This window comes from Mesorhizobium sp. AA22 (genome assembly GCF_001672375.2).
GTDB classification, from domain to species: Bacteria; Pseudomonadota; Alphaproteobacteria; order Rhizobiales; family Rhizobiaceae; genus Mesorhizobium; species Mesorhizobium wenxiniae.
Genome location: NZ_CP048406.1, coordinates 6,275,414 through 6,301,261, shown reverse-complemented (window position 1 = coordinate 6,301,261; position 25,848 = coordinate 6,275,414). Strand labels below are relative to the sequence as shown.

Annotated in this window: 18 protein-coding genes and 1 pseudogene; 11 read left to right on the top strand and 8 right to left on the bottom strand. The window is 60.5% G+C overall.

All coding sequences use genetic code 11. From position 1 onward, the window contains the following. Positions 1-553: 553 nt before the first annotated feature. The 3 genes from A9K68_RS29750 to A9K68_RS29740 form a co-directional block, all read right to left on the bottom strand. Complete coding sequence (locus A9K68_RS29750; RefSeq protein WP_065012174.1) at positions 554-1,426, bottom strand: phosphonopyruvate hydrolase; 873 nt, start codon at positions 1,424-1,426, stop codon at positions 554-556. Next, complete coding sequence (locus A9K68_RS29745; protein ID WP_065012173.1) at positions 1,423-2,586, bottom strand: pyridoxal phosphate-dependent aminotransferase; 1,164 nt, start codon at positions 2,584-2,586, stop codon at positions 1,423-1,425. Before A9K68_RS29745 ends, A9K68_RS29750 begins: the two co-directional genes overlap by 4 nt. 179 nt (positions 2,587-2,765) lie before the next feature. After that, positions 2,766-3,680: a LysR family transcriptional regulator gene (locus A9K68_RS29740; RefSeq protein ID WP_065012172.1), complete on the bottom strand. Its 915-nt coding sequence runs from the start codon at positions 3,678-3,680 to the stop codon at positions 2,766-2,768. A 210-nt stretch (positions 3,681-3,890) separates the two neighbouring features. Between A9K68_RS29740 and A9K68_RS29735 the strand changes: the two genes are divergently transcribed. The 6 genes from A9K68_RS29735 to A9K68_RS29710 all read left to right on the top strand — a co-directional run bounded on the left by A9K68_RS29735 (position 3,891) and on the right by A9K68_RS29710 (position 11,292). Then, positions 3,891-5,456 (top strand): ABC transporter substrate-binding protein, encoded by a 1,566-nt coding sequence (locus A9K68_RS29735; protein ID WP_065012171.1) that lies wholly within the window; start codon positions 3,891-3,893, stop codon positions 5,454-5,456. Positions 5,457-5,479: 23 nt separating this feature from the next. Next, positions 5,480-6,529, top strand: a complete 1,050-nt coding sequence (locus A9K68_RS29730; protein ID WP_065012177.1) for an ABC transporter ATP-binding protein — start codon at positions 5,480-5,482, stop codon at positions 6,527-6,529. Then, positions 6,526-7,518, top strand: a complete 993-nt coding sequence (locus A9K68_RS29725; RefSeq protein WP_065012170.1) for an ABC transporter ATP-binding protein — start codon at positions 6,526-6,528, stop codon at positions 7,516-7,518. The genes A9K68_RS29730 and A9K68_RS29725 overlap by 4 nt, the downstream gene beginning before the upstream one ends. Then, entirely contained in the window at positions 7,518-8,453 is a 936-nt protein-coding gene (locus A9K68_RS29720; protein WP_065012169.1) for an ABC transporter permease, read from the top strand. Before A9K68_RS29725 ends, A9K68_RS29720 begins: the two co-directional genes overlap by 1 nt. Before the next feature lie 12 nt (positions 8,454-8,465). Then, entirely contained in the window at positions 8,466-9,326 is an 861-nt protein-coding gene (locus A9K68_RS29715; protein ID WP_065012176.1) for an ABC transporter permease, read from the top strand. A 493-nt stretch (positions 9,327-9,819) separates the two neighbouring features. Then, positions 9,820-11,292 (top strand): alkaline phosphatase family protein, encoded by a 1,473-nt coding sequence (locus tag A9K68_RS29710; protein ID WP_065012168.1) that lies wholly within the window; start codon positions 9,820-9,822, stop codon positions 11,290-11,292. A 251-nt stretch (positions 11,293-11,543) separates the two neighbouring features. On the opposite strand, the gene A9K68_RS29705 is transcribed toward A9K68_RS29710, so the two are convergent. After that, the gene (locus tag A9K68_RS29705) at positions 11,544-12,644 is read right to left on the bottom strand and encodes a histidinol-phosphate transaminase (protein ID WP_082982782.1); all 1,101 of its coding nucleotides are present in this window, start codon (positions 12,642-12,644) and stop codon (positions 11,544-11,546) included. A gap of 92 nt (positions 12,645-12,736) precedes the next feature. On the opposite strand from A9K68_RS29705, the pseudogene A9K68_RS29700 reads away from it, so the two are divergent. Beyond that, positions 12,737-13,679 (top strand): annotated as a pseudogene (locus A9K68_RS29700) (IS630 family transposase). 640 nt (positions 13,680-14,319) lie between these two features. Here the strand turns inward: A9K68_RS29700 and A9K68_RS29695 are convergent. The 4 genes from A9K68_RS29695 to aepX are packed head-to-tail and all read right to left on the bottom strand — an operon-like array spanning position 14,320 to position 17,853. After that, the gene (locus A9K68_RS29695) at positions 14,320-14,934 is read right to left on the bottom strand and encodes a CDP-alcohol phosphatidyltransferase family protein (protein ID WP_065010982.1); all 615 of its coding nucleotides are present in this window, start codon (positions 14,932-14,934) and stop codon (positions 14,320-14,322) included. Next, positions 14,931-15,752 carry a phosphocholine cytidylyltransferase family protein gene (locus A9K68_RS29690; RefSeq protein ID WP_082982649.1) on the bottom strand — a complete coding sequence of 274 codons (822 nt, stop codon included), beginning with the start codon at positions 15,750-15,752 and terminating at the stop codon, positions 14,931-14,933. The genes A9K68_RS29695 and A9K68_RS29690 overlap by 4 nt, the downstream gene beginning before the upstream one ends. Before the next feature lie 3 nt (positions 15,753-15,755). Continuing rightward, positions 15,756-16,982 (bottom strand): aminotransferase class I/II-fold pyridoxal phosphate-dependent enzyme, encoded by a 1,227-nt coding sequence (locus tag A9K68_RS29685; RefSeq protein WP_065010998.1) that lies wholly within the window; start codon positions 16,980-16,982, stop codon positions 15,756-15,758. Then, a complete protein-coding gene (gene aepX, locus A9K68_RS29680) occupies positions 16,954-17,853 on the bottom strand; it encodes a phosphoenolpyruvate mutase (protein ID WP_245430190.1) in 900 nt (299 codons plus the stop codon). Before aepX ends, A9K68_RS29685 begins: the two co-directional genes overlap by 29 nt. A 936-nt stretch (positions 17,854-18,789) precedes the next feature. On the opposite strand from aepX, the gene A9K68_RS29675 reads away from it, so the two are divergent. Genes A9K68_RS29675 through A9K68_RS29660 form a run of 4 tightly spaced genes read left to right on the top strand, consistent with a single transcriptional unit; the run spans position 18,790 to position 25,640 of the window. Beyond that, positions 18,790-20,349 carry a Wadjet anti-phage system protein JetA family protein gene (locus A9K68_RS29675; RefSeq protein ID WP_065010999.1) on the top strand — a complete coding sequence of 520 codons (1,560 nt, stop codon included), beginning with the start codon at positions 18,790-18,792 and terminating at the stop codon, positions 20,347-20,349. Further along, a complete protein-coding gene (locus A9K68_RS29670; RefSeq protein ID WP_065010983.1) occupies positions 20,339-20,986 on the top strand; it encodes a DUF4194 domain-containing protein in 648 nt (215 codons plus the stop codon). Before A9K68_RS29675 ends, A9K68_RS29670 begins: the two co-directional genes overlap by 11 nt. Beyond that, positions 20,983-24,417 (top strand): SbcC/MukB-like Walker B domain-containing protein, encoded by a 3,435-nt coding sequence (locus tag A9K68_RS29665; protein ID WP_065010984.1) that lies wholly within the window; start codon positions 20,983-20,985, stop codon positions 24,415-24,417. Before A9K68_RS29670 ends, A9K68_RS29665 begins: the two co-directional genes overlap by 4 nt. Then, on the top strand, positions 24,414-25,640 hold the full coding sequence (locus A9K68_RS29660) for a Wadjet anti-phage system protein JetD domain-containing protein (protein WP_065010985.1): 1,227 nt from the start codon (positions 24,414-24,416) through the stop codon (positions 25,638-25,640). The genes A9K68_RS29665 and A9K68_RS29660 overlap by 4 nt, the downstream gene beginning before the upstream one ends. Positions 25,641-25,848 lie beyond the last annotated feature (208 nt).

Sequence of the window (25,848 nt, the reverse complement as noted above, 5' to 3'; positions counted from 1 at the left end):
ATTTGGACCTGATCCGCGCATCACCATACCGGCCCGCGGCATATGGAACGGCCGCAAATTAAGGCCTGACACATGACCGCACTCGATCACATGTCCATACTTCAGGTTCTTCCTTGCAAAACGGCTGGCATCCACACAAGAACTTGACACACACAACTCGTTGAAACGGCATCCACCGACTAAGTGCAACGGGACATTCTAGAGCCAAGGCATTCCGCGCTTCCGGTCTTAATCCCGTCGTCAGCGCCATCGTTCATTGGAACACCGTCTATCTTGACCAAGCAGCGACGCGCCTGCGCACTGGTGTTCCTAAGGAAGCGACGAAACTGCCACAAGTACGTGGCCAGCCAGCCTTTCCGCCACATCCAATGTCTCTCGTGTCATCGGCATGTTCCCACCTCGCCGGATGCGTTCCACCTCGACAGCGATCAGCCGTGCGGCCTCATCGCGCCAATGTCGGCTTGGACGACTTCCGGCAGCCGGCAAATTTCTCGCTTCGTCATCGCGATAGCTCATCCACTGGTCAAAGTCAGATACAATGTTCGGTCGGCCGTTACTCCAGAAAGCACTCCTCGTCGACTTTGACCTGATCCATCCTTTGCAAACGGAACACCTCCTCGACGGAAACGATGTCTCGGTTGACGTTGTGGATGCCGCGATCCTTGAGGATGCGCGCGAAAACATCCTTCATCGCCGTGACCGAAGCGCGGATCGCGTGGTTGCCATAGATCACGATCGCGATCCTGCCGAGCGCGTTGATACGTTCCTCGTTCATCTCCGGATACGCCGTCGGCACGATCACGATTGGCGCCTTGCCGCTCCAGGCACGCACGAAGCTTTCAACTTCGTCCGGCGCCTTCTGTTTCGAGTGGATGAGGATCATGTCGGCGCCGGCCGCTTCATAGGCTGCTGCGCGCTTCAGGGCCTCCTCTTCGCCGAGACCGGCGATCAGCGCTTCTGTCCGGGCGATGACGAGGAAGTTAGGGTCGGTGCGGGTGCTGATGGCCGCCTCGATCTTGCCCTGAAACTCCTCGACCCGAAGTAGTTGCTGGCGGCCGCCGGCGGCGAGGCTGGTGACCTTCGGGAAGGTCTTGTCCTCGATGACAACCGCCGAGGCGCCGGCGCGTTCATATTCGGAGATTGCATGGATGACATTGATCGCATTGCCGTAGCCGGTGTCGATATCGGCGACAATCGGCAGCGACGACCGGCCAGCGATCGCCCGCAGCATGTCAAGGTGCTGCGTCATCGAGATGAGGCTCATGTCCGGCAGACCGTAAAGGGCGGAGAGCTCGAAGCCTGAGGCCCAGATCCCGTCGAAACCGGCTTCCTCGGCCAGGACGGCCGAAAGCGGGCTATGGGCGGCCATGATCCGGACGAGGCCGCGTTCGGCCATGCGGTCACGCAGTTGCTTCGCTTTGCTCATACGTCTTCTCGCTTAGTGGACAGGGCGGTGCAGGCGGCGAGAATGCGGCCGCAGGCGCGCTTCAACTCGTCCTCTGATGCGGCATAGGAAATGCGAATATAGGGTGAGGCCATGAAGCCGCTGCCGGGCACCACGGCGACACCGAACTGCCCCAGCAGATACATGGCGAAGTCCATGTCGCTCTCGATCACCTTGCCCGTGGCGGTCACCTTGCCAATGACGCCGGCGCAGGAGACGAAAACATAGAAGGCGCCGTCGGGCACGCGGCAGCTCAGGCCCTCGGCCAGATTGATCTGCTCGAGGACGAGATCGCGACGCTTTCGGAAGGCGGACACGAACTCGGCGATGTGATCCTGGTTGCCGGCAATTGCCTCAATCGCGGCATATTGCGAGATGGAACTTGTATGCGACGAGGTCTGGCCCTCGATCATGTTCATCGCCTTGATGAGGTCTTTCGGACCAGCCCCGTAGCCAAGGCGCCAGCCGGTCATGGCGCTGGACTTCGATACGCCGTTGACCGTCAGCACCCTTTCAATGAGGTCCGGCGCGGCCTCGGCCATCGTCACGAAGGGCACGTCATAGACGAGCTTTTCATAGATATCGTCCGAAAGGACGTGGACATGGCTGTGTCGGCGTAAGACCTCGGCCAGGGCGGCCAGATCGGCCCTGGAGTAGACCGCGCCGGTCGGATTGTTCGGCGAGTTCAGCATCAACCATTTGGTGCGCGGCGTGACCGTCGCCTCCAGATCCTCCGGCTTCAGCTTGAAACCCGACTCCTCAGGGCAGGGGACGAGCACCGGTTTGCCGCCGGCAAGCAGCACCATGTCCGGATAGGAGACCCAGCAGGGTGTGGGGATGACGACCTCATCCCCCGCGTCGAGGCTGGCGAAGAGACCGTTGAAAACGATCTGCTTGGCGCCACACCCGACGGTGATCTGATCGATCTCGTAATCGGACCCGTTGTCGCGTAAGAGCTTCTCTCGGATCGCCTCGCGCAGAGGCTTGACTCCGGCAACCGGGGTATATCGCGTCTTGCCATTGCGAATGGCGGCAATGCCGGCTTGCTGGACGGCCTCTGGCGTGTCGAAGTCCGGTTCGCCCTGGCTCAGCGTGACGATATCGACACCTTGTTCGCGCAAGGCACTCGCCTTGGCAGTCATGGCCTTTGTCTGGGATGGGCGGACGGTCTGCAGTCTTTTGGCGAGTAAGGGCAATGGACTTTCCTCAAAGCAGGGAGTTATGCCCAGAGCTAGATGGGGCGCCCTTAGCTCGCTAGTTGTGGCATCGCGAAACGCGGCCAAAAGGATCGCGTTCTGCGATGCATCATCGCGGCCAGCATTTATTTCCCGGTGCTCTCCTCTTCGGTCTTTGTCCGGCAGAGCCTAGTGAGCCAGCGGCAGAAGGCTCGGGCGAGATCCGGATTGCCGCTGCGATCGACCGCATAGGCCCGATATTGCATGCCGCTCGGTGCCCGCGAGCCGGGAAGCACGTCCAGAAGGCACTGCCTGATCAGGTCCGCTACGATGATATAGGGTGTTACCAGCAGGGTCTGGCCGGTCGTTACCGCCGGGAGGGCCAGATAGTGGTGGTCGTAGCGCGCCCCCGAAAGAATATCCGACGTCTTCAGGTCCATGCCGCGAAGCCAGATCGGTAGGATGTCCGGCCGCGAGGTGACTGCAATCACCGGTGTGGTGCGCAGCGCTTCGAGCCCGCGGCCGGCGACACAGTTTGGCGATCCGACGCAGACGAGGTGCTCGTCATAGAAATCCCAGCGATCCGCCGGTTCGCTTACTGTCAGGTCCCGGGTCAGGAGCACGTCGAAACTGTCGTCCGAGGCAGGGGCCGACAGGGTGCTGATGACGTCGACCGTGACGCCGCCCATTTCCTTCGAGAAGTCGCTCAAGTTCGGAATGAGCAGCGTATAGGCGAAGGTCGAGAGCGAGGTTCTGATGACGAGCCGGTTGGCATCCTTCCTGTCACCGCGGCGGCGCATCCGCCTTGCCGTGAAGAGGATCGTCTCGAGAGGTTCGGCGACGGCATCGGCGAACAGCCGCCCGAAATCCGTGAGCTGGCTTTGACGCCCGCGCCGTTCGAGCAGCTTGGCGCCGAAATACTCCTCCAGCACCGCGATGTGGCGGCTCACCGAGCTCTGGGTGATGCCAAGCGTCTTCGAGGCCCGGGTGACGGTCTTGTCGCGTGCGACCTGCACGAAAGCCCGAACAGCGTTGAGCGAAAGATCTTTATCGTCTGCCATGACCGATTGTAGCCGCCTCCTGAATTCATCCAAAAGCGCGGGTTTGTTATCGCATTATTCGATGATTGTCATGCTGTTGTAGCACATGAGGTGAGTAATCCCGCTTGTTCTCGCCTGGCACCGAGAAGTGCTCATGGACGTAGAAAAGAAATCCCCCAGCCCGAAGCGATGTCGTTGCTTCGCGAAGCTACACAGGAGCCAAGTACGCACATGTTTTCGATAACGCGACGTAATCTATTGGTAGCCGGGGCGGCCAGCAGTCTTCTGGGAATGACCGGGGTACCTTCAGCGAAGGCCCAGGGCGCCGCTCGCCGCACCCTTAGGATCGGCATGTCCGGCTTCCCGCCCGCCGTCGAGCCTGTTTTGTATGCTCACACCGCGACACGGCGCATAGCGCCGCAGATGTTCGACACACTGTTCGCCTTCGATCATACGTCCGCTATGAGGTTACGTCCGGCCCTTGCGGAGCGTTGGGAACGTGTGAACGCCAAGTCAGTTCGTCTTTTCCTGCGAAAGGGTGTGAAGTTCCATGATGACGGTGAGTTCACCGCAGAGGATGTCGCCTTCACTTTGAGTCCTGAGCACCTGCTTGGCCCAGACATGGCAGGAAAGGTCACTGCCATGGAGACTCTGGACACCATCGACAAGGTCGACATCGTCGACAGCCACACCGTCATCGTTCATGCCAAAGGCGATGATGCATTGCTCGAGAAACGGCTGGCCTCGTGGGGCTCGGAAATCGTCAGCAAGCGTGCTTTCGGAGCGGCAGGTTCCTGGGATGCCTGGACGGCTGCGCCGGTCGGAACAGGACCGTATCGGATCGTCAGCCAATCTCTCGATGTCGAAGTCGTTCTGGCCGCGCACGATGCCTACTGGGGTGGGCTGCCGCCCTTAGAAGGGATTCACTTCAGGATCATCCCGGAACTGGCTTCACGGGCGAACGCGCTCATGGCTGGCGAAGTGGACTTAATCACGGATCTCTCTCCCGACATGTTCTCGGAAATCGAGAAGCACCCCGAGCTCGAAGTTTCCGGCGGCCCCGTTCAGAATATCCGGGCGCTGAATATCGATACGACCGGTCCGATCCTCGGCAAGGAAGGCGTGCGCCGCGCCCTCAGCCTCGCGATCGACCGAGAGGCCATCGTCCGGGCGCTCTGGCATGATATGCTACTCATTCCCAACGGCTACCAACTCCCCAGCTTCGGCGATGCGTATATCGAGGACTTCCCCGGTCTCGCATACGACCCCGATTTGGCGCGTCAACTCCTACGCGAGAGCGGCTACAATGGTGAAACAATCACCTACCGATTGCTCAACAACTATTATCCCAACCAGGTCTCTGGCGCGCAGATAATGGTCGAGATGTGGCGAGCGGTCGGCATCAATGTCGAGCTTCAGATGATGGAGAACTTCGCCCAGATCGAAAGCAAGCCGATCAACGCGATCTACGAGAGTTCGAACACCGCCACCTTCCCCGACCCGCTCGGCCACGCTTGGCGCGTCTTCGGACCATCTGGGGCGAACGTCAAAGAGGGTATCTGGAGCAACGAAGAATATTTCGGACTTGGCGAAAAGCTGAAGGAAACCGCCGATCCGCAGGCACGCCGGTCGATCATCCGCCGGATGCTCGACATCGTCGACCGGGAAGATCCTCCTTGCGTGATCCTCCACGGTTCCGGTCAGTTCTATGGCAAGCGTAAGGATATCGCCTGGGTCCCGGGGCAGACACTTGACCTGAACTTCGGTCCGTTCAACGCCGCCTATACGCAAAACTGATGACCACGCGAGGAGGGACGGCGATGGCAAATCTCGCCGGCACTGCACCAGCATCCGCTTTGCCGGCGGCTTCGTCGTCGCAACCGTTGCTCACGATCGAAGGCCTCTCCGTCGACTTCAGCGGCGTCCAGGTAATTAGGGGAGTCGATCTCACGGTCGCACGGGGCGAGTCAATCGGTATTGTAGGCGAGTCAGGTAGCGGCAAGTCGGTTACCTGGCTTGCTGCGCTCGGGTTGCTGCCTCGCACGGCTACCGTGTCGGGAAGCATTCGGCTGGAAGGGGAAGAACTGCGTGGCGCATCAGCGATGCGGCTCGACCGGATCAGGGGCGGACGCGTGGCGATGATCTTCCAGGACCCGTCCAGCGCGCTCAATCCTGTCATCCGAATTGGTCGGCAGGTTGGCGAAGTTCTCGCGCGACATCAGGGGGTGTCGGGCTCGAACATCCGGGGCGAGACAAAACGTCTTTTCGAGCTCGTTGGCCTGCCGGACGCGGGACGTCGCTTCGACGCTTTTCCCCATGAACTGTCCGGCGGTCAGAACCAGCGGGTCATGATCGCCACGGCGCTCGCCGGAAAGCCGGACGTCCTGGTTGCCGACGAGCCGACCACCGCGCTCGACGCGACAATCCAAGCCCAGATACTGGACCTCTTGACCACCATTCGGCGCGAGACGGGCATGGCTCTTGTTCTCATCAGCCACGATCTCGGCGTCGTTTCCGAAACCTGCGAGCGCATCATAGTGATGTATGGCGGCCGCGTCGTCGAGACAGCGCCGTCAGACTCGATCTTTGCTAGTCCGCGGCATCCCTATACGCAGGGACTCCTTGCGGCCTTGCCGCCTTTCGGAGGCGCGTTGCGACGGCTCATTTCCATCGAGGGGCAGGTGCCGGAGCAGGCAAACATGCCTCCAGGGTGCCCGTTTGCGCCCCGCTGTCCGCAACGCATGCCGGTTTGTGAAGCGACCATTCCGCCACTCAAGCAAACCGAAGTCGGCCGCTTCTCCGCCTGCATAGCAGGGCCCGCCACGGAGGCCCAACAGCCCTTAAAACTAAAGGCAAGCGTGCTGGCATGACTGCAACCATTCTTGACCTGCACGGCATTTCGCGCAGCTATTCGACGCGGCAGGGGCTCTTCGGAACAAAGGTGCCTGTCCACGCTGTTGAAGAAGTGTCACTGTCTCTAAAAGAGGGGCAGACGCTGGCTCTCGTTGGCGAATCCGGATCGGGAAAATCAACCACAGGACGAATCGCGCTCGGCCTTGAACGGCCGAACAGCGGATATGTGCTCTTCCGAGGGAATGAACTGCCGCCCGCCGATACACCAGCGTGGCGCCGCATGCGCACCCATATGCAAATGATCTATCAGGATCCACTCGCCGCGCTGGACCGCCGACTGTCGATCCTCGATCAGGTCCGGGAGCCACTGGACATCCATGACATCGGCGCTGCATCGAAGCGGAACAACGAAGCGCTGACTATGCTCGATGCGGTTGGCCTGAATGCGAGTCATGCCTCGAGCCTGCCCTATCAACTGTCGGGTGGGCAGCGTCAGCGTGCTGTTCTTGCTCGGGCGCTGATCATGCAACCGGCGTTGTTGGTCTGCGACGAGCCGGTCTCGGCTCTCGACGTATCGATCCAGGCCCAGGTCGTCAACCTACTGATGGACCTTCAAAAGGACCTACGTCTTACTCTCCTCTTCATCAGTCATGATTTGAAAGTGGTTCGCCAAGTCAGTCAGCATACGGCTGTGATGTATCTCGGTCGTATCGTTGAATATGGCGAGACAAATCTTTTGCTCTCGAGCCCCACCCACCCCTATACCAAGGCGCTTGTCTCAGCGGTACCTGTTGTAGGCCGGCGCACGCGCGAGCGCATCATACTCAAGGGCGAACCACCCAACCCTGCAGCCCGTCCGACCGGCTGCGCGTTTCACCCTCGCTGTTCCATCGCGCGGCCGCAGTGCGTGAGCGTCTCCCCCACATTCTCGACTCTGCCGGACGGACGATCCGTTGCTTGTCATGCCGTCCATACCAACCCGCCGACCAAGAAGGTTGGAACCTGATGTTTCGGTACTTTGCTATCCGTGTCTTGCGTGCCGTTCTGACAATCGCGCTGGTGGTCACGTTCGCCTTCATCGTCCTGAGGCTCTCGGGAGATCCGGCCCGCAGCATCATGGGGGACGACGCCTCGCCCGAGGCCATGGCCGCCTTTCGCCGGGAGTGGGGTCTGGATCTGCCACTCTGGATGCAATATCTCCATTACTTCGCAGCGATCTTTCAGGGCGAGCTCGGCCGGTCGATGCGTGGAGGCGGGCCTGCGCTTGACCTTGTTCTGGGACGTATCCCGGCAACGCTTATGCTGACCCTTCCTGCGCTTTTGATGAAACTGGCCATCGGTATTCCAGCCGGTCTCTATGCCGCTTTGCATCGGGACAGCGCCATTGACCGTGCCGTCATGGTCACGGCGGTCGCAGGATATACGGTGCCGAGCTTTGTCCTCGGTCTCGTATTGGTTCAAGTCCTTGCAATCTGGTTTGCGTGGCTGCCGACCGGCGGCACGGGCGATCTGCAGCATCTAATCCTGCCGATCATCACTCTCGGCGTTGGTGGCGCTGCCGTGCTCGCACGGTTCATTCGAAGCGCAATGCTGGAGGTACTGGGGCAGCCGTACATTCGCACTGCCAGTGCCAAGGGTATCCCATGGGCCGCAGTTGTGCGTGGTCACGCCCTGCCGAACGCCGCAATTCCTGCCGTTACCATTGTCGGCTTCATGGTCGGCAATCTGATCGCTGGTTCGGTTGTGGTCGAGAGCGTCTTCTCCTGGCCGGGTGTCGGCAATCTGCTGGTGGTGTCGGTGACAGCCCGCGATCTGGCGGTTGTGCAGTGTATTCTCCTGCTGGTGGCCGCCACAATGGTGGTCTCCAACCTCATCGTGGACTTCCTCTACGGCATCCTCGATCCGCGCCTGGCCAACGCGAACTCGACCGGGGGGCGCTGAGCAATGAACATGATGGGAAAAGTAACCGAAACGGCGACTGGCACGCGAGAGACCACGAAACACCGCCGAATTCCTTTCTCCGTCATCGCCAGCGTGCTCTGGATCGTTTTTATCGTCATAATGGCGCTGCTTGCTGATGGAATCGCCCCGTACCAATACACCGCGCTTGATCTGCCTAACCGGCTTGCCTCGCCCTACCATCCGCACCATGTGCTTGGAACAGACGAACTCGGACGCGATATTCTATCGCGACTGATCGTATCTGTTCGTATCTCAATTCTGGTCGCCCTTGGGGCAACGCTGATTTCGGCGTGCGTTGGCACCACGATGGGCTTTGCTGCGGCCCACTTTCGTGGGCGCGTCGAGCAGTTCATCCTGATGCTCGCTGACTTTCAGGCAGCCATGCCTTTCCTCATCCTTTCCCTGTCGGTGCTTGCGTTTTTCGGAAACGCTTTGCCGCTGTTCATTGGACTGATGGGACTTTATGGCTGGGAACGCTACGCGCGTATCGCACGCGGGCTTGCGGTCGCCGCCAGCGCGCAAGGCTACGCCGGAGCTGTTCGTCAGTTGGGTGCGAGCCCAATGCAGGTATATCTGCGGCACATCCTACCGAATATCTCGTCGACGCTCATTGTTTCCATGACGCTGACCTTCCCGGAGATCATCCTCATGGAAAGCAGCCTTTCCTTTCTGGGCCTTGGCGTTCAGCCCCCGATGACGAGCCTCGGAAACATGCTCGGCTATGGCCGAGAGTATATGACACGTGCGCCCTGGATCATGTTTGCACCTGCTGTGCTGATCGTCGCGACGACGCTCTCCATAAGCTTGTTGGGCGACTGGCTGCGCGACCGGTTGGATAAAGGCCCGCGTTGACGCTCAAGCAGCCTGACGCGTTCCGCCCTCAGCCCCTTCAAATCGGAGCGCCGATGGTCTGACGTTTTCAATACCGCCATGTTGGACCGAGTGGTGCAGCTAGGCGTCGCCAGTAAATCATCTCTCGTACAGGAACATCTCATTGCTTTTTCCCGCCTACTTAACCGTCCTTGAAAAGGCAGGGCTGGACGGAATGATGCTGATCCAACCGGAGTCGATTATCTGCGGCACCGGACAAGGTTCAGGCAGCGCCGATTGCGCGCGCACGGCTGTCGTCGGTCGGCCATGCGCGGATCAGCAAGCAATCTATGGCGCTCTGCGGAACGCCTTCGAATCCGTTTTTGGCACGTCTCCGCCCCGGCGGGCCTTTCCATGCGTTGCCCTGATACATCCGCGGTCTCGTGGACGCTTGTTGGACGTTGTCAAGTGAACTGGCGATCCGCGACTGACGAACTGCACGTTCACCCATGTGGGCAACTAGAATTAAGATATCATGCGGTTTCTCATCATCAGCTTTGACGGCCTTCGTCCCGACCTCGTCTTGCCAGATCTGACGCCGAACCTCTGCCGCTTGCAGTACCTGGGTGTCACGCTGGCGAAGCATCGGACGATCTATCCCAGCGAAACCCGTGCGGCCTTCCCGAGCCTCGTGACAGGCGCCACTCCTGGTCGACACGGCATGGTGGGAAACCGATATGTCGACCGATCCGTTACGCCGCCGCGCTATATCGACACGTCAGATGCCGTGCTCCTGCGCAAGCTCGACCTCGAAAGCGGTGGAGGACTGATGTCGGTGCCCACGCTTGGCGAAATCCTCGCTGGGGCCGGGCGCAGCATGGCCGTGTTGGCCACGAATACACCCGGCACGACACGCTTCTTCCATCACAAAGCCGAGGACTTCGGCCACATTCGCCTCTCGGGCCATTTCCGGGAGGCCTGCACTCCCGATGATGTGCTAGCAGAGGCCCAACGTCGGATTGGCCCGCTGGAGCCGGCATCGCTAGAAGTCGAGCCCAACACGGCCGGGCAGGACTGGATAACCTCAGCGTTTCTCGACGTGGTCTGGCCGAAATACCGGCCGGACGTCACGATCCTTTCCTATGGCGAGCCCGACATCACCTCGCATTTCCATGGCACCGGCGCCGAGGCGACGCGCGGCATCATCACTCATTGCGACCGCCAGTTTGGACGTGTGCTCGACTGGTGGGAGGCGGAAGAGCGCGCCAAAGGCGTGCAGATTATCGCGATGTCGGATCACGGACACATCTCGGGTCATACGCGGGTTTCGGTGGTTGACAATCTGCGCGAAGCCGGTTTTCGTGCCGGTACGGCACCCGCGCCGGATGTCGATGTCGTTGTCGTGCCTGGGCAGGTCGGAGCTCTCTATCTCGCCGACCCAAGTGACCAGAAGATCGCCCGGCTGGTGGCGACGATTACCAGCCAGCCGTGGTGTGGTCCGGTATTCACACGCGCAAAGAATGAAACTGAGGGCATCGCCCCCGGAAGCCTTGGCAGTCGTCTGGTCTTTGCTGATCATCCTCGTGCACCAGACGTGTCCTTTTCCTTCCGAGCAGATGATGGCGTCGATTCATTTGGCCTCATCGGGGGGACGTCCTATGACAATGACCGCCGCACGGGGCTTGGCGTCCATGGCGGATTGCATCCGAAAGAACTCGCTGCCCTCGGCATTGTCGCTGGCTCGGCATTCCCCGCGCAAGGTTCAGTCTCCAAGGCCCCCTCCGGCATCTGCGATTTTGCTCCGACCTTTCTGCACCTTCTCGGGATCGCCGTGCCGAACACGGTTACAGGCCGCGTCCTGCATGAGGTCTTTGGACATGCATCGCAGGCGATCCCGGACATTCGGAGCGAGGCCTTCGAAGCAAGGCTCGGCAGCTTCCGGCAGGTTCTGCGGCGCATTCACGTTGGAGAGGCGATCCATATCGAAAGCGGCACGGCGGAAGGCTGAGCGAGCATCAAAAACTCGAGCAGCGGCTACGCCGACAGGATTGCCCATGAAAGCTGCGTCCCCCGGGGGAAAATATGCGGGGCCTGCGGCCCGCATAATTTAATTCCGACGCAGGCAGGATAGGCGCAAAGACGATCGCGGCCCAAATGTTCATTCCGCTAACACCGGAACGGCTGGAGCAATGCGTAACGGCCGCCTAACCCGACCGTTGGTCCCGTTGATTTGCCATCTTTCTCCGTTTCGTACCGACACTATGTTTCGGCGACCTCCTGAAGGCGCTCTACAAGAAGTCTGTTTTCGTCGAATGTCCGCGCAGCAATACGCAAGTACCGAGCTCCCTTGCTGAGCGTTTTAGCCCCACTGTGGCGAATCAGGACTCTATGGTGCGCAAGGAGCTTTTCCGCGAGCGTGGCTCCATCTGGCCAATCATCTGGAAGGCGGCAGAAGACGAAGTTTGCATCGGGCCGAAGTACATGCATATCAGGGATCTTCGCGAGTTCTGAATAGAGCTGATCGCGATCCCGGCGCACCTGAGTCCAGCTTTCCTCTGCTTCGCGCTGGTAGCTCGGCAGAGCGTGGAGGAAAAACTCTCCTAAAGTATTTACATTCCAAGCCGGCAAATTTCTTCGCACGGACGATATCAGCTTGTGATCGCTTGCGAGCATGTAGCCGAGACGTAGCCCGCAAACGCCGAATATCTTCCCGAGGCTTTTGAATATCACTAGGTTTGGATATTCTTGTATTCTGCCATCGATACTTCCGGAAGCACCCTCTGAGGTGAATTCGACGAACGATTCATCGACGATTAGTCGAATGTTTCTTTCTAAAAGTATTTTTGTGAGATGGAGAAGCTCCTGCGGTAGCACTCCCCTAGAGGTTGGATTGTTGGGCGAAATGACAACCACCGCGTCGGCGTTGTGCGCTATCGCATGCCAAGCGAACTTCTCGATATCGAGCTCGAAGTCTGGAGCAGGTAAAGGAAACCGCGCCAGTCGTTTGGGCGACACTACCTGCTCGTATGGATTGAAGGACGGTGTCGGAACGGCTAAGCGCCAGTTTAGCGCTTGGATGCTCGCATGAATCAGTTCCGCAACGCCATTGCCAACAGCGAGGTTCTGCGGATTTTGGGAAATCAAGCTGCCCAACTGCTCAGCAAGATGTGGCTGCGGTGACGGATAGCAACTGATGAGCTCGGGAAGCCGCTCGCCAAGCGCGGTATAGAAACCATGGGGCGGAAAGTATAGATTTACCAGCAGAACATGATCGGTGACACCATAACGCCAATATCCGCCGGGAAAATCGTGAACGAGTGAACGACTGAGCGGCTCGCTAGGCATTGGTTTAGGTTGCATGATCTAGAGCACGTCCGGCGATCGATGAATCGATTGTGATGTGACGCGAATCGGTTTGGCTGATTCAACGTCCACTTTTATGGAGGTGGACGATGGCGAGAGCACTTGGTGAGGATCTGCGGTCACGTGTCGTGAAGGCTGCGGGTGAAGGAGCATCGGCCCGCAAGCAGCGGCTCGGTTCGGTGTCGGGATATCGAGTGCGATCCGCTGGATCGGCAGAGCCCGGATGGGCGAGACGACACCACGACCGCAGGGACGACGGCGCGGCTCGCGTCTCGACGCCCATGCCGACTTCATCATCGGGATGATCGAGGAGCGCAAGGACATCACGCTGAACGAGATGGTGGAGCGGCTCTTGGCCGAGCGGTCCATGCGCATCGGCCGCAGCACGTTGAGCGACTGGCTGCGGGGGCACGGCTGGACGTTCAAAAAAAGTCCGCACACGCACTGGAGCAAGATCGCCCCGACATCCTGAAGCGCCGGCGTGCCTGGTTCGACGGCCAGCTCGACCTCGATCCGGCAAGGCTCGTCTTCATCGATGAGACCGGGCTGTCGACCAAGATGGCTCGCCTGCGCGGAAGAGCGCTGCGCGGCGAACGCTGCCGGGCCGGCGTGCCGCACGGTCACTGGAAGACCACGACCTTCACCGGCGCGCTCAGGCTGACCGGAATGACCGCGCCCTTCGTCTACGACGGCGCCATGAACGGGGTCGTGTTCCTCGCCTATGTCGAGCAGGTGCTGGCGCCAACGCTGACGCCAGGCGACGTCGTCGTCATGGACAATTTGCCGGCGCACAAGTCCGGGGGCGTGCGCGAGGCGATCGAAGCCGCCGGTGCAAAGCTGATGTTCCTCCCGCCCTACAGCCCCGACTTCAACCCCATCGAAAACGCCTTCGCAAAGCTCAAGGCGCTCCTGCGGGCGAGGGCCGAGCGAACAATCGCAGCCCTATGGGACACCGTCGGCGCGCTCGTCGACCTTTTTACGCCAACAGAATGCGAAAACTACTTCAAGGCCGCAGGCTATGAACCGGATTAAACCGGACGTGCTCTAGGCCCCCAATCCACTTTTGGTTCGGTCAGATTGACCGAACCGTCCATGCAAGAGTGTGATGAGTGTGATGCCCTCGGTTTTCCCAGTTACGCGATTGGCAATCAGGTTTAAGGTCTCGCCCAGCATTCGGAGCCGATTTGGCTCGGGACATTGTGGTAGGATCTCAAGATGTCCGAGTAGGTGGCTGCCTGCCAAACAATTTGTAGATGCTTTTTTTTGAACCCGTTGAAGACCCGGGTCGCGCCTCAATCTCCGCTTCGATTTCTTTCACCAAGAAGTCATCGGGGTCGTTGAGGTTCCAGATCGCCATGATCCTCCGCTGAACCCGACCGTCCATTCGAACCGTTCGACAGGCGGTCCGAAGGGTCGCCGATCCGACTTTCCCTCGCTCGGTTCGATTGCGTAGGCCAACATGCCGGTGAGCTCGCCGGTTTCCGCCCCGACATCTGCAATTAATGCGCCCGGTCGTCTTGCCAGGATGAAGGAGGAGAGCATCGAGCGCTACCGCTGCATAAAGAGAGCGGTTAACATGGTGTTCGGCGACAGCGCCACGATCGCCCATTTGATCGGACCATTCATTTGCGGGTTCCTTTTCGAAGATGAGAGACGGACTGGATTCGGCTGGCTACCCCGCCGAAAAGCCGCGATAAGCTAGGAATATTGACGCCACGACCGCGAAGACGGTGACCACTGCATACATTGCGCGATTCATACTTGGCACGGCGATGGGCAGCACGTGCAGAACCGCGAGCAACAAGAAGAGTCCGCATGTAGCATTGTTCCACAGTGGAACAGGAATCCACGCTGCGATAAGCAGAAGAACTGCCATGAGCGGAACATCGTAGGAAAGCGGAACGCCGGTGAAATACCCTTTTGTGGACATCCCGAAATTGCTGAAATAACTTAATCGCAAAGCACCAGCGAGTATTAGAGCGAGTCCCGTTACCAACGGTAAGACACCGCCTGTTCCGATTTGCATGAGTACCGCAGCCGGAATGACGGCGCCGTACAGGAGATCAGCAAATCCATCCAGACTCTTACCCATACTGGCCGTCTCTGCCGACCGGTTTTTCGTTCGCTTCGCGACCACTCCGTCGAAATGGTCTGCTAAGACCGCCCAGAGCGCTGCTGCGATTGCAAGCTCCGGTTTGCCCGATTGCGCAAAATAGAGCGCGGTTCCTGATGCCAGGAGGCCAAGCATCGTGATCTGGTTTGCGCGGTCTGAAAGATAGATGATCATTGGAAGCCGTCCGATCCTATCTCGACGCGATTTGATGCCGGAGAAGGCGATCCGCATAAGGGTGAGAATATGTTCTCCGCAGTCCTTAGATCGGCCTCGCTGTCTATCTCGTACCATCGCAGCTCATCGCAGCGGGCAGCCGCAAGCAGGAGGCCGCGGCTTTCGATAAGATGAGCAAGAAACTCCTCCATGTAAGCCTTGATCGCACCGGAACCGATGAGATCATCAAGGGCAGGCACGATTATCGTGCGCAGTGTCGCGTCGGAGAAGCGCATGAGATTCACCGTCTTGAAGAGAGCCGGGCCGCCGGAAACCAGGTCCGCAGCTGTTTGTTTAAGCCGAAACTCGGAAATAAATCCGCCTTCGGACAAAATTACTGCAGAGCCCTCCATCGACGGATGGAAAGGCGCTACTGCGGCTGAATTCGCCGCGTCATCTATCGTCAAGCGCCGAAGCGCGTCTTCCTCAAAGAAGACGTCGCCCTCAAGAAGATAGCAGTCTCCCGAGAGTAACGCGTCGCGTGCCAGCCAGAGTGAATAGGCGCTGCCCGTGCGGTCGAAGACCGTCGACTCGACATAATTGATATCGAGCCCACCGAAGCGTTGGCCGCAGTAATATTGGATCGCGTCTTTGCGATAGCCGACAACGATCGTCACCTCCCTTACGCCGACTGCCTCGAGGTTCTGCAAGGCGTTGTGAAGGATCGGCGTGCCGTTGACTTCGACCAGCGGCTTCGGCCGCAGATCGGTGAGCGGACGCAGGCGCGAGCCAAACCCGGCGGCAAGAATCACCGCCTCTCTCGGACCAATTGCAGTCATGGGTTAAGCCCTTCTATTTTGCTTGCTGCGACGATTCTTTCGGTTCCAGCCGTTAAGGACGCCGACCACACGCTCGAGGCCCACCTTGAGTTGCTTCGGCGGAACGCCATAGGAGAGCCTGAGCCCCATGGGATCGCCGAAGGCAGTGCCTGACACGCCGGCCACGCCGGCTTGGGCGAGCAGCGCGGCCACGATGTCGTCGGCTGTCCTGGCGTCATCATTGGCGAGCGTCGGCCGCAACAGGCCGGACAGATCGAGATAGAAATAGAACCCGCCCTGTGCTTCAGGTATCGGCACGCGCTGCAGCTCGGAGAGGGCAGTAAGCCCAGCCTGCCGCGCCGCCGTCAATCGACACTTGAGCCGGGCCTCAAAGGCGCCATCTCCCTCACGGAGGTGGTGCAGCACTGCATACTGGGCAACGACATTCGGGTTCGATGTCGTGTGCGACTGAAACGCCTTGGCAGCCGAGATCAGTTCTTTCGGCGCAGCGAGATAGCCAACGCGCCAGCCGGTGAGGGCCAGGCCTTTGGAGAAGGCATTGACGATCACCGTCCGGGCCCGGACCTCGGGGGTCAGTGACACAACCGGATGATGCCGATGGCCATCATGGGTGAAGGGGCCGTAACATTCATCGAAGATGATCCAGAGGTCCCGATCCATCGCCAGCTGGGCGATGCCCGAAAGAGTCTCCGCGTCGTAGACGGCGCCGCTGGGGTTGGCGGGCGTGTTGACGACGATGGCCCGGGTCAGCGGCGTGATGACGCGTTGGATGTCGTCGATCCGTGGAACGTAGCCGTTTCCTCGCGTGTCGATATGGACTGGGGTGCCGCCGGCGATCTGGATCTGCGCTGGGAATGTTGTCCAGTAGGGCGCGGGAATGATGACCTGGTCGCCGGGATTGATCAGCGTCATCGCCACGTTGAAAAGAGCCTGCTTGGCGCCGTTGGTCACGGCGAGCTCGTCGGCCCGCCAAAGCTGCCCCGTCTCGACCGATACCTTCCGTGCCAGCGCCTCGCGCAACTCCATCGAGCCGATGGTGTCAGTGTAGCGGTTCAGGCCTTGTCGGATCGCCTCGATCGCTCCGTCCCGGATCGTCGGTGCCAGATCGCTCCAGATCTCGCCGGCCGTGAGATCAACAATCTCCATCCCGGCATCGGCGGCAGCCTTCGCCGCGGCGCGGGCGGCCGCGGTCCCGGACGATTTAAACAAGTTTGTCCGTTGCGCCAACATGCGCGTCTCCATCCATCCTTTTCGAAGGAACCTCTCGCTGCGGTCCTTGGCCGTCCACTGCCCGCGGAAGGTATTTCTCTTTTGCCGCTGAGAGCTCGCCGTAGTTCATCAGTTCGAACAGCTCGTCGAGCGTCGCGACTTCACCTTCGACACCGGCAATGCTCTCCTCCTGGATGATGCGGTCGCACACCTGACGCATCGCCGAAATCGCGGCGCGCAGGTTGTGGTTGGCCCAGATGACCGTGGAAATACCGGCCGCGCGATAATCAGCAACGGGCGTACGGTGGTATTTTGTCGGTACGATCACGACGGGCAGTCGGTTCTGCCAGGCTCGCGTGAAGGTGAAGATCTCCTCCGCATCGGACTTGCAGGAGTGAACCAGGATCGCATCGGCGCCAGCGTCCGCATAGGCGTGCGCTCGTGCAAGCGCCTCCTGCTGACCGTATCCGGCGATCAGCGCCTCGATTCGAGCGACGAGAACGAACTCCGGATCCGGAACCTGATCCTTGACCGCCTTCAGGCGACCGCAGAACTCGCCGATCTCCGCCAGCGGATGACGGTCGCTGACGAAGGAGTTCATCTTCGGGAACGCCTTGTCTTCGAGGCAAACGCCGCTCGCGCCGTGCTGCCGCAGCTTGCGAGCGACCAGACGGGCATTGTTGAAATTGCCGAATCCGCTATCTCCGTCGACAAGGATTGGAATTTCCGCTGCGTCCGCCATCCGTTCCACGACGTCGACCACCTGGGTCCAAGAAGCCTCGTTCGCATCGCGGTAGCCGAGGCTGGAGGAGATCGAGAGGCCGGACGCCCAAAGCGCCTTGAAACCGGACCGCTGCGCGATCGCCGCGGAGAGCGCGTCATGGGCTTCCATTAGGAATGACGGTCCGTCACCGGTGCAAATGAGGTCATGAAGCGTAGATACACCTTCGCTTGTTTTGCCGCCCGGGTTCCGCAGGTCACGCCCGCTTTCCGATAGTATAGGCAGCCGATGCAGATGTGACATGCTGCTTTCCTCCCGTCGTTCCACCGATCGGATATTATCCATGACGTGAAATCGGTCGGCAGCTCCTACCGCCATTCTAGAAGGAAGCTTCAAAAGTCGTGCCAATTGAGCAGGAAAGCCTCAGAAAAAATGTTCTCGATGCTATTCAATGACTTGAATGATGGAGAGATCAGGAGCCAAGCCGAACAACTCGTGTCGCTCACTCGACAAACCCGGCAGTAGTGTCGGTTGCCCACTGTTTTTCCCAGCTCCCAGGCCCGGATGCCTGCCTTCTCGCTGTCGGATCGTTTCCTCGGCGGCATCCAGAATGGGCCCGGGTCCGGCGCGGCACCGCTTGGCCAAGGGCCAGCACTTCGGGAACTGCGCGCATCTCGGCGACCTCGCGCATTTCCGACAGAGCGAATGACGGAGCGTCTGTCGTTTCGCGCCTATGACACTGAAAACGTTGACCCTTTAGCGCAGTTTTTACACGGCTACAACGATTCACAATCGCTCCAAATTCTCGGTATTGAGTTGTTGTAGACACTCCCGCGTGTGTATCTTGGGGGTCTGGGTCAGAAAGTGACCAATGCAGGAGCGAGGGGCAGGCGAGGGATTGCTCGGATGGGAAACATCCGCCCAGGACTGCCTCTGACAAAAAAAGAGTCCTGGGAACGGCTGGCCGCTTTGCGCAGCATTCGACCGTTTGTTCATCATTGCCCGAAGCCGGTTGATTAATTTTCCCTGCCTTACCGGCAGGCATCATCTTTAAGCACTTGACCTTCAGACGGGCTCCCGTCAACTTCCTCGTCAGGGGTGGGAATCTTGGCAAAGTCCGCAGTATCTTCAGTATCGGATGCATCGCGTCCGCAACTCTTCGGTCAACTCGGCCCGGACGTCTTTACGGTGTTCTCTGGCGGGAACCGGCTGCTCTATGAGCGTGCGATCCTCGCCGTCTACGACGATTTCTACCGGTCCGACCTCCTGTTCCCGACCGAGGCAGAGGTAGTCGGCGTGATCTACAACTGCATCACGCGGGAGCCTAGCCTCTGGGCCGAGGACGAAGCCGCCGTCGATCTCGACCGCCTCGTCACGCGGACCGGTCGACGGGTCAGGCGTCGACGCGTCTTAGGCGTGGACAATCAAGCCACCGGGACCGCGATCAGCCGGTCCCGGCACATCTACAACCGGATGCTGCAGACGGGCTGGCTGGACGAGGCGAGCTATGGCCTCAAGACGACAGTAGAGATGCCGTCAGGCGCGATGCGTCTCGCCGAATTCCTGTGCTCCTTGAAGGAGGGCGGCGCCGAGCAACTCGGCGGCCTTGTGGTGGAGGTGAGGAATGCGATCCGTGCGGTGCGGGAGAAACCGGCGGAGAACGCTCTCGGCCTCAACAAGGCCGCCCATGACTCGGCACGTTTCGGACGCTACATGAGAAGCGTGCTCGCGGCCCTGCGGGAGGTTGATCGGCAGGTGCTCTCCTCGGACACGCTTGCCGAGCGGCTGCGACACTACTTCGAGGACTTCGTCGAGCGGGTGCTCCTGCGAGACTACACGTCCATCTCGACCACGGCGCATCCCTATCGGCATCGGCGGACCATTCTCGCCTCGCTCGACGAGTTGGAGGATTCCGAGATTGACTTGGCCGCCGTAGCTGACGCGTATCTAGAATCCCGGCTCGTTCCCGATGGGCAAGCGGCGCGCGACCTCGTGCAGGAGGACCTGTTCCGGATTCGCCGCGTGTTCGAACGGATCGAGGAATCCTTCGAGGCGATCCAGCAGCACCGGTCCAGGCTCGAGACGCGGCTGCGTAACGTGGTCAGGTACGCAGGGCGCCGGACCAACTTCCTCCAACGCAGCGAGCATGTGATCCAGGGGCTCGACGATGCTCTCTCGCGGGGCGTGGACGATCTTGCGGTACGAGGATTGATTGAGCCCCGGATGACCGTGGTTGCGCCCGAGCTCCTCGCGAAGCCGCGCGGCTCGCGGCCGGAGATCGCCGACGCCGACCTTGCCCTTCCGCCGCCAGATCCGATACGCGAATTCAGGCGTCAGCTCGAGCGGGAATACTTGGATCGCCTGACCATCTCGCCGGCAAAGGTTAGCCGTTTCCTCGAAAGACGGGTACGGCCCTTTAGCGAGACCACGGCGGCTTATTTGAGAATCGAGACCGTCGATGATTTCCTGGCCTTCGAAGCCATCCGAGTGATGGTCGCCGGCGGCCTCGGTGCCGACGCCGACTCGCGGCTCGCGAAGACGCTTAAGGACCGGTTCGAGTTCGTGGTGTCCGACGACGCAGTGTCAAACGAGTGGCTGGACTGCGGCGGCTTTCATGTGAAGCGCCTCGACGACAGCATCACTCTCGAGGTCGAGCATGCTGCTTGAGTTCAACGCCCTCGAAAACTCGAACCCGCGCGGTTTCCTAAAGGTCACGCAACTCATCGCACATCTGATGCGAAACCAGTTCGTCCACGTGGAAGACCGTGGGGCCGCGACGCTGCTGGAAACGCTGCACCGGTCGGAACTCGCAAAGCTTGTCGAGGCTTACTTTGATGTTGGCGGCTACCGTCTCGTCCACCGGGAGACCGAAGGCTGGGCGGGGATCTTGCCCGATCCGGAGCGCACGGCGCTGCCGCGGCTGCGCATTGATGAGACGATCGCGTTACTCATCATGCGACGGCTCTGGGAAGAGGCACTCCAACTCGGCGAAATCTACACCAACGGAACCACCCGCACGACACTCAACGAGGCGTATGCGGCCTATCAGGGGATAGTCGCCGGCAGCCGGCGCGCGGCGCTTGCGCCAAACGAGTTCCGCGACGTGCTCCGGATGCTCGAACGCAAGGCGATCGTTCGCCTCGGTGAGTTCGACGCGGACGCGCAGAATATGGATCTCGACATTCGCGCGCTCGTCACTAGCGTCGCCGGCGACGACTTCGTCGCGTCGCTCGAGCAGATCTTGTCGCGTCCAGTCGCCACCACGCCCGACGCAGACGATCAGGTCGTGGGAGGCGAGGCATGATGGAACTGCGGCGCATCGTCCTAGTGAACTGGCACATGATGGTACGGGCCGACCTCGATCTGGCTGGCGATGCGGCCATCCTCGGCCAGAACCGATCCGGCAAGTCCACAATAATCGATCTGATACAGGCGATCATGGCCGGCGGTTCGTCGCGTCTGTACCGGTTCAACCGGTCCGCTGGCGAGAGCAGCGGCCGTTCGGACCGCACGCTCGGGGGCTACTGTCTCGGGCAACTCAACCAGGACATTTTCCTCAGGAACCAGGCTAGAAGCCACATCGCGCTTGTCTTCGAGGACACGGAAAGGCGGCGGATGCCTGTGAGTCTCGGGCTGTCCATTGAGGCCGCCCGCGGACAACAGACAGAGGTACTGGGACGGTTCGTCGCCGAGGGTATTAGCGTCGACACCTCGATGCTGCTGGATATCAGCGAAGACGCGTCCCGGCCGACCGTGTGGCCTGTCGTCCGCCGTCGGCTCGACCAGGCCTGCAGTGAAATGGGCGGTCAGCTTCTCACGCCGGACGACGCCAAGACGTTCATTCGCGAGTACATGCGCGCGCTGTTCACAGGGCGCCGCGCGTCGGATCCCGAGCGGTTTGTCCGCACATTCGTGGCCGCGCTTTCCTTCACGGACATCTCGTCTGTCGAGCAGTTCGTGCACCGCTACCTGCTCGAACCCAAGCCGATCGACATCGCCGAGCTACGCGATTCTATCCGCCGCTACCGCGAGATCCAGAAGACCATTGCCGACCTCAATCGAAGATTGGAGGTGCTTCGCGCAATCCGCGCCCAGATAGAGGAATTCGACCGGCTTCTCGCCGAGGAACTTACCTGCCGCGCGATTGGGAGGACCGCCCTGCTGGTCGAAGGATTCGCCAGGCTGTTGACGAATATCGGTGAAAAAAGGTCGAAGGCGCACGAGATTCGCGTGGTCATGGAGGATTTTGCGCGGATAGAGGAAGAAATAGAACATCAGACCGAGGCGCTCGCATCCGTCCAGCGACAGCTCGCTGCGACCGGCGCGCAGGGACAACGCGCCATCGTTGAGCAGGAGATTAGAGGGCTGGAGCGGGACCATGCGGGCGTCATGGAGCGCCTCCTAACTCGGCACCTCAGCGCTGCGCGCGCGATCCAACTCCTGGATTTGCGCGACAAGCTGAGCGTCATATACCCAGGCGAATTGTTCTGTGCGCTCGAGCGCGTTGAAGAGGCCAGCCGTGGGATCGCGCCGCCCGGTTGGCCACGCGATCCGGCGAAGATGGAGCAACTGCTGGGTGCAGTCTCAGAAGCCGCGAGCGCCCGGATGGAAAAGGCGACCGACCAACGAGACGAGGCCATCGTCTGGGTCAAGCAACTTGAGGCTGAGGCAGCCGAGGATAGCAAGCAGCTTGCCAACGCCAGACGGGGACAGATCACCCTTAATGCCGCAACTTCGAGACTTATGGAGGCCCTGCGCCGCGAAGGCATGACGCCACGCACACTCTGTGAAGTCGCTGACATCGTCGACGAACGGTGGCGCAATGCGCTAGAGGCGCTGCTCACCCGCGACCGCGAGGCCATTATTGTTGATCCAGAGCACGCGTACCGTGCGACCGAGATCCTGCGGCATGGACGCGACGCTTATCCGGGATGCCGCGTAGCCAACACCCGCAAGCTCCAGTCGAGATCCACCGTGCCCGAGGGCGGTACGCTAGCTTCGATGATCCGCAGCGACGATAAGCTGGCCATGGCGTTCGTAGTCTTCAGGATAGGCAACGTTCGGCTTGCGGAGAACCAGGATGAGCTTCTATGCAGCGGCCGCGCAGTAATGGCCGATGGTGCGTATTACGACGGCCTGATCACCGAAATGCGCCGGCCGGACGGCCTTAAGATTGGGCGGGCTGCGGCACCACTGATGGAGACCACGCTCCGGGAGCGGATCGAACAGCGTTCGCAGTTTTTGAGGATTCATCTTGAGAAGAAACGCTTCTTCGAGGACGCGATGCGGCGGCTCGAGGATTGCAGCAGACCGGTCGATGAAAAAGACAAGTTGGAAGCGCTCACATTGGCGCTGGGGGATCTGGCAGACAGGCGTGCCGACGCGCGGCGCCGACTCGATCGGATATCGGCCCAGGTCGACCCTGAACTACTCGACGCGGAGAAGCGGTTGCAGGCCTTATTGAACAGCCTCAAGACAGATCGCGATGAACTGATCGATAGTCGCGCGTCGCTCAGAACGAAGATTGAGGAGGTCAAGGAGAGGCTGGGCGCGGGCGAGCAGAGCGTCGGCTCTTACCTGTGCCTCGCCCATCGCCGTCGACAGTTCCGCAGTGTCGTGACCTCCGCGGCACAAATGCGATCGCTCCGACAGCGATATAGGGGGCATCCCGCTAGAAATCCGGCCAGGATTGCTTCCGACATGGAGAAGGCTGCGGGCGATGCGAAGCAGGGGTATCGAGAGCTCAGTCACGACATCAGGGCGGCCCTTGGGAGGTATGCCATCGACTTCCCCGACGCACTCGAGGGCTATGCGGACGTGCCGATCATCGGCACGGTGAAACCGTGGGTGTTAGACGGCATTGCGATGCTGGAAGACAACGAACTCATCCGGTACCGCGAGCAAGCGGACGAGGCGGCAGATCGGGTTTCACGTCTCTTCAAGACGACCTTCATTCATGAGCTGAACAGCCTCTTCGGGCAGCTTCATTCGGAGATGGAGAAGCTTTCGGCGGCGCTCCGCACACGCCCCCTTCACGGTGAGATCTATCGTCTGGCGGAGCTCGTCAAACCGGAGTTCGACGACCTCTATCATCTCGCCAAGGACAGTGAGGCCGACGAGCGCGTGCTGGATGCTCTGTTCGGCCGGGCCGAGCCTCGCGACGAGCGGCACGCGCGGGCGCTCAGGCAGATAGAACAGCTTCTCGCCGACGAGTCCTTCGACTTTACCATCTTTCAGGACTACCGCAGCTATTTCACGTACGATCTCAGGATGCGCGACGTCGCCACCGGGCGGACGACGAGCTTCGACCGCCGACGCGGCGTGGCCAGCGGTGCCGAACGCCAGGTGCCGTTCTACGTCGTCATCGGAGCGGCCCTCGCCAGCGCCTACCACGGCGTCCGCCAGGCAACCGCTCCAAGCGATCTTGGAATAGGGCTTGCGGTGTTCGACGAGGCCTTCAGCAAGATGGATGGTCCCAACCAGCGGACGCTGCTCGAATTCTACCGGGCGATCGGCCTTCAGGTCGTCATCGCCGCGCCGACCGAGAAACGCGCGGTCGTCTACGAGAACCTGGACTACATCATCGACGTATTCCGCAGCGGCGACGTTTCCCTCGCCGAATCCATCCGGGTCAAGGACCGCGTCCGCGAGGAGATGCGCGCCATCAACCCCCAGCACGCGACGGATGACGAACTCGCTGAGCGACTTGGTCTCGAGGCGAAGGCGGCCGAATGAGACGGCGCGGGTTTTCGACCGTCATTTCACTCATCGACGATCTGCTCACGCGGCATGAACGCAACCCCGCCGTGCGAAACCTGATCGCCTTGATTGATAATGACGGCTTCGCCAACATGGACCTGCGGGACGCCTTCGATGAGGAACTCGCAGCGTTAGAGCGAGCAGGCGGGATCGAGCTGGTCCAAACCGGCCCGAAGACGGAGCGTCGGGTGACCGGTGCAAGGCTGAAGGATGCCGGGGTGCTCTACCGCAAGGTCGAACGACGGCCGGCTGGCGAACTGGCATACCGAGCCGTCTCAGAACTGCGGTCGCAGCCGGGGCTGCCGGCCGGCGCCGCCAGTTTGATCGATGACGCCGTCGCGGCCTGGACGCGGGGCGTTTCCCACATCGGAATTCGGAATGGAGACGGGCGAACGCTTGCAAACGTGATCGGCCTCGCCATCGCAGCACGCGGTCGCATGTCGGGCGATCCGCAGGGGGAGCAGGACTTCCGGACGTTCTCGCGGTTGACGGTCGGCGACAGTAAAGCGCTGGAGAAGAATGTTCGGCAAGTCGCCGCAGCAATGGCGAAGATCTTGGTGGGCATGGAGGAGCAGACTCGCCTCGATCCGGAGGAACTGCTTGCCAGCGCCGGTATCAGGCGGTTGCCGCAACCAATCCTGCTGCACGGTGACGTATCGCTGGACGGGCGGTCCTTTCCGGCGATGCCCTATGTCGGAATACCTACCGACTGCGCCGGCGGGATCAGTCTCCTGACGAAGCCCGACTACGTCCTGACGATCGAGAACTTCGCGTCATTCGTCCGGCACATTCGGGAGGTCGCACGGTCCGAACGGGCCCTCGTTATCTATTCCGGTGGCTTCCCTTCGCGACCGACGCTCGCGACGGTCACAAGGCTGGCGGCCCAAGCGCAGGTGCCGACGTTTCACTGGGGAGATATGGACGCCGGAGGGGTCCGAATATTCCGGCACCTCGAAAGACATCTTGCCGGTGTCGACATTCCGCTGCGCGCCCATATGATGAACGTCGACCTGCTCCGCCGCTTCGGGAGACCCGCACCGGGTGTGGCCGGTCCTGTCGGCGACATGCTCGCAAGCGCGATCGCGGGCTTGGCGGACCTCCTCACCACGAGTGGTCTCGTGCACGAGCAGGAGGAGTTCGATCCCATAAGCCCGATCACGGAGACTCTTGCTACCGCGGAGCTCGGAAAAAGCCTCTAACGCTTGGGTGAGGAGGACGGCTGGGGCCGAACGACGGCGCTTCTGCTAAAGTGCCCGACAAATCTCAGGTGGCAGAATGGACGATCTCTCATGGCAACATCTGCGCCACCTGCTAGATAGCCAATTCAGCGGTAGGACTAGAAAATTGGCTGAATTTCTCATTCGCGACATGGTGAAGTTGTTCCGGGATGATCAGTCGCTACGGGAG

Coding starts and splice junctions, on each gene's coding strand:
- A9K68_RS29750 (WP_065012174.1), bottom strand. CDS start 1,426: ATGAGCAAAGCGAAGCAACTGCGTGACCGCATGGCCGAACGCGGCCTC.
- A9K68_RS29745 (WP_065012173.1), bottom strand. CDS start 2,586: ATGACTGCCAAGGCGAGTGCCTTGCGCGAACAAGGTGTCGATATCGTC.
- A9K68_RS29740 (WP_065012172.1), bottom strand. CDS start 3,680: ATGGCAGACGATAAAGATCTTTCGCTCAACGCTGTTCGGGCTTTCGTG.
- A9K68_RS29735 (WP_065012171.1), top strand. CDS start 3,891: ATGTTTTCGATAACGCGACGTAATCTATTGGTAGCCGGGGCGGCCAGC.
- A9K68_RS29730 (WP_065012177.1), top strand. CDS start 5,480: ATGGCAAATCTCGCCGGCACTGCACCAGCATCCGCTTTGCCGGCGGCT.
- A9K68_RS29725 (WP_065012170.1), top strand. CDS start 6,526: ATGACTGCAACCATTCTTGACCTGCACGGCATTTCGCGCAGCTATTCG.
- A9K68_RS29720 (WP_065012169.1), top strand. CDS start 7,518: ATGTTTCGGTACTTTGCTATCCGTGTCTTGCGTGCCGTTCTGACAATC.
- A9K68_RS29715 (WP_065012176.1), top strand. CDS start 8,466: ATGGGAAAAGTAACCGAAACGGCGACTGGCACGCGAGAGACCACGAAA.
- A9K68_RS29710 (WP_065012168.1), top strand. CDS start 9,820: ATGCGGTTTCTCATCATCAGCTTTGACGGCCTTCGTCCCGACCTCGTC.
- A9K68_RS29705 (WP_082982782.1), bottom strand. CDS start 12,644: ATGCAACCTAAACCAATGCCTAGCGAGCCGCTCAGTCGTTCACTCGTT.
- A9K68_RS29695 (WP_065010982.1), bottom strand. CDS start 14,934: ATGATCATCTATCTTTCAGACCGCGCAAACCAGATCACGATGCTTGGC.
- A9K68_RS29690 (WP_082982649.1), bottom strand. CDS start 15,752: ATGACTGCAATTGGTCCGAGAGAGGCGGTGATTCTTGCCGCCGGGTTT.
- A9K68_RS29685 (WP_065010998.1), bottom strand. CDS start 16,982: ATGTTGGCGCAACGGACAAACTTGTTTAAATCGTCCGGGACCGCGGCC.
- aepX (WP_245430190.1), bottom strand. CDS start 17,853: ATGGAAGCCCATGACGCGCTCTCCGCGGCGATCGCGCAGCGGTCCGGT.
- A9K68_RS29670 (WP_065010983.1), top strand. CDS start 20,339: ATGCTGCTTGAGTTCAACGCCCTCGAAAACTCGAACCCGCGCGGTTTC.
- A9K68_RS29665 (WP_065010984.1), top strand. CDS start 20,983: ATGATGGAACTGCGGCGCATCGTCCTAGTGAACTGGCACATGATGGTA.
- A9K68_RS29660 (WP_065010985.1), top strand. CDS start 24,414: ATGAGACGGCGCGGGTTTTCGACCGTCATTTCACTCATCGACGATCTG.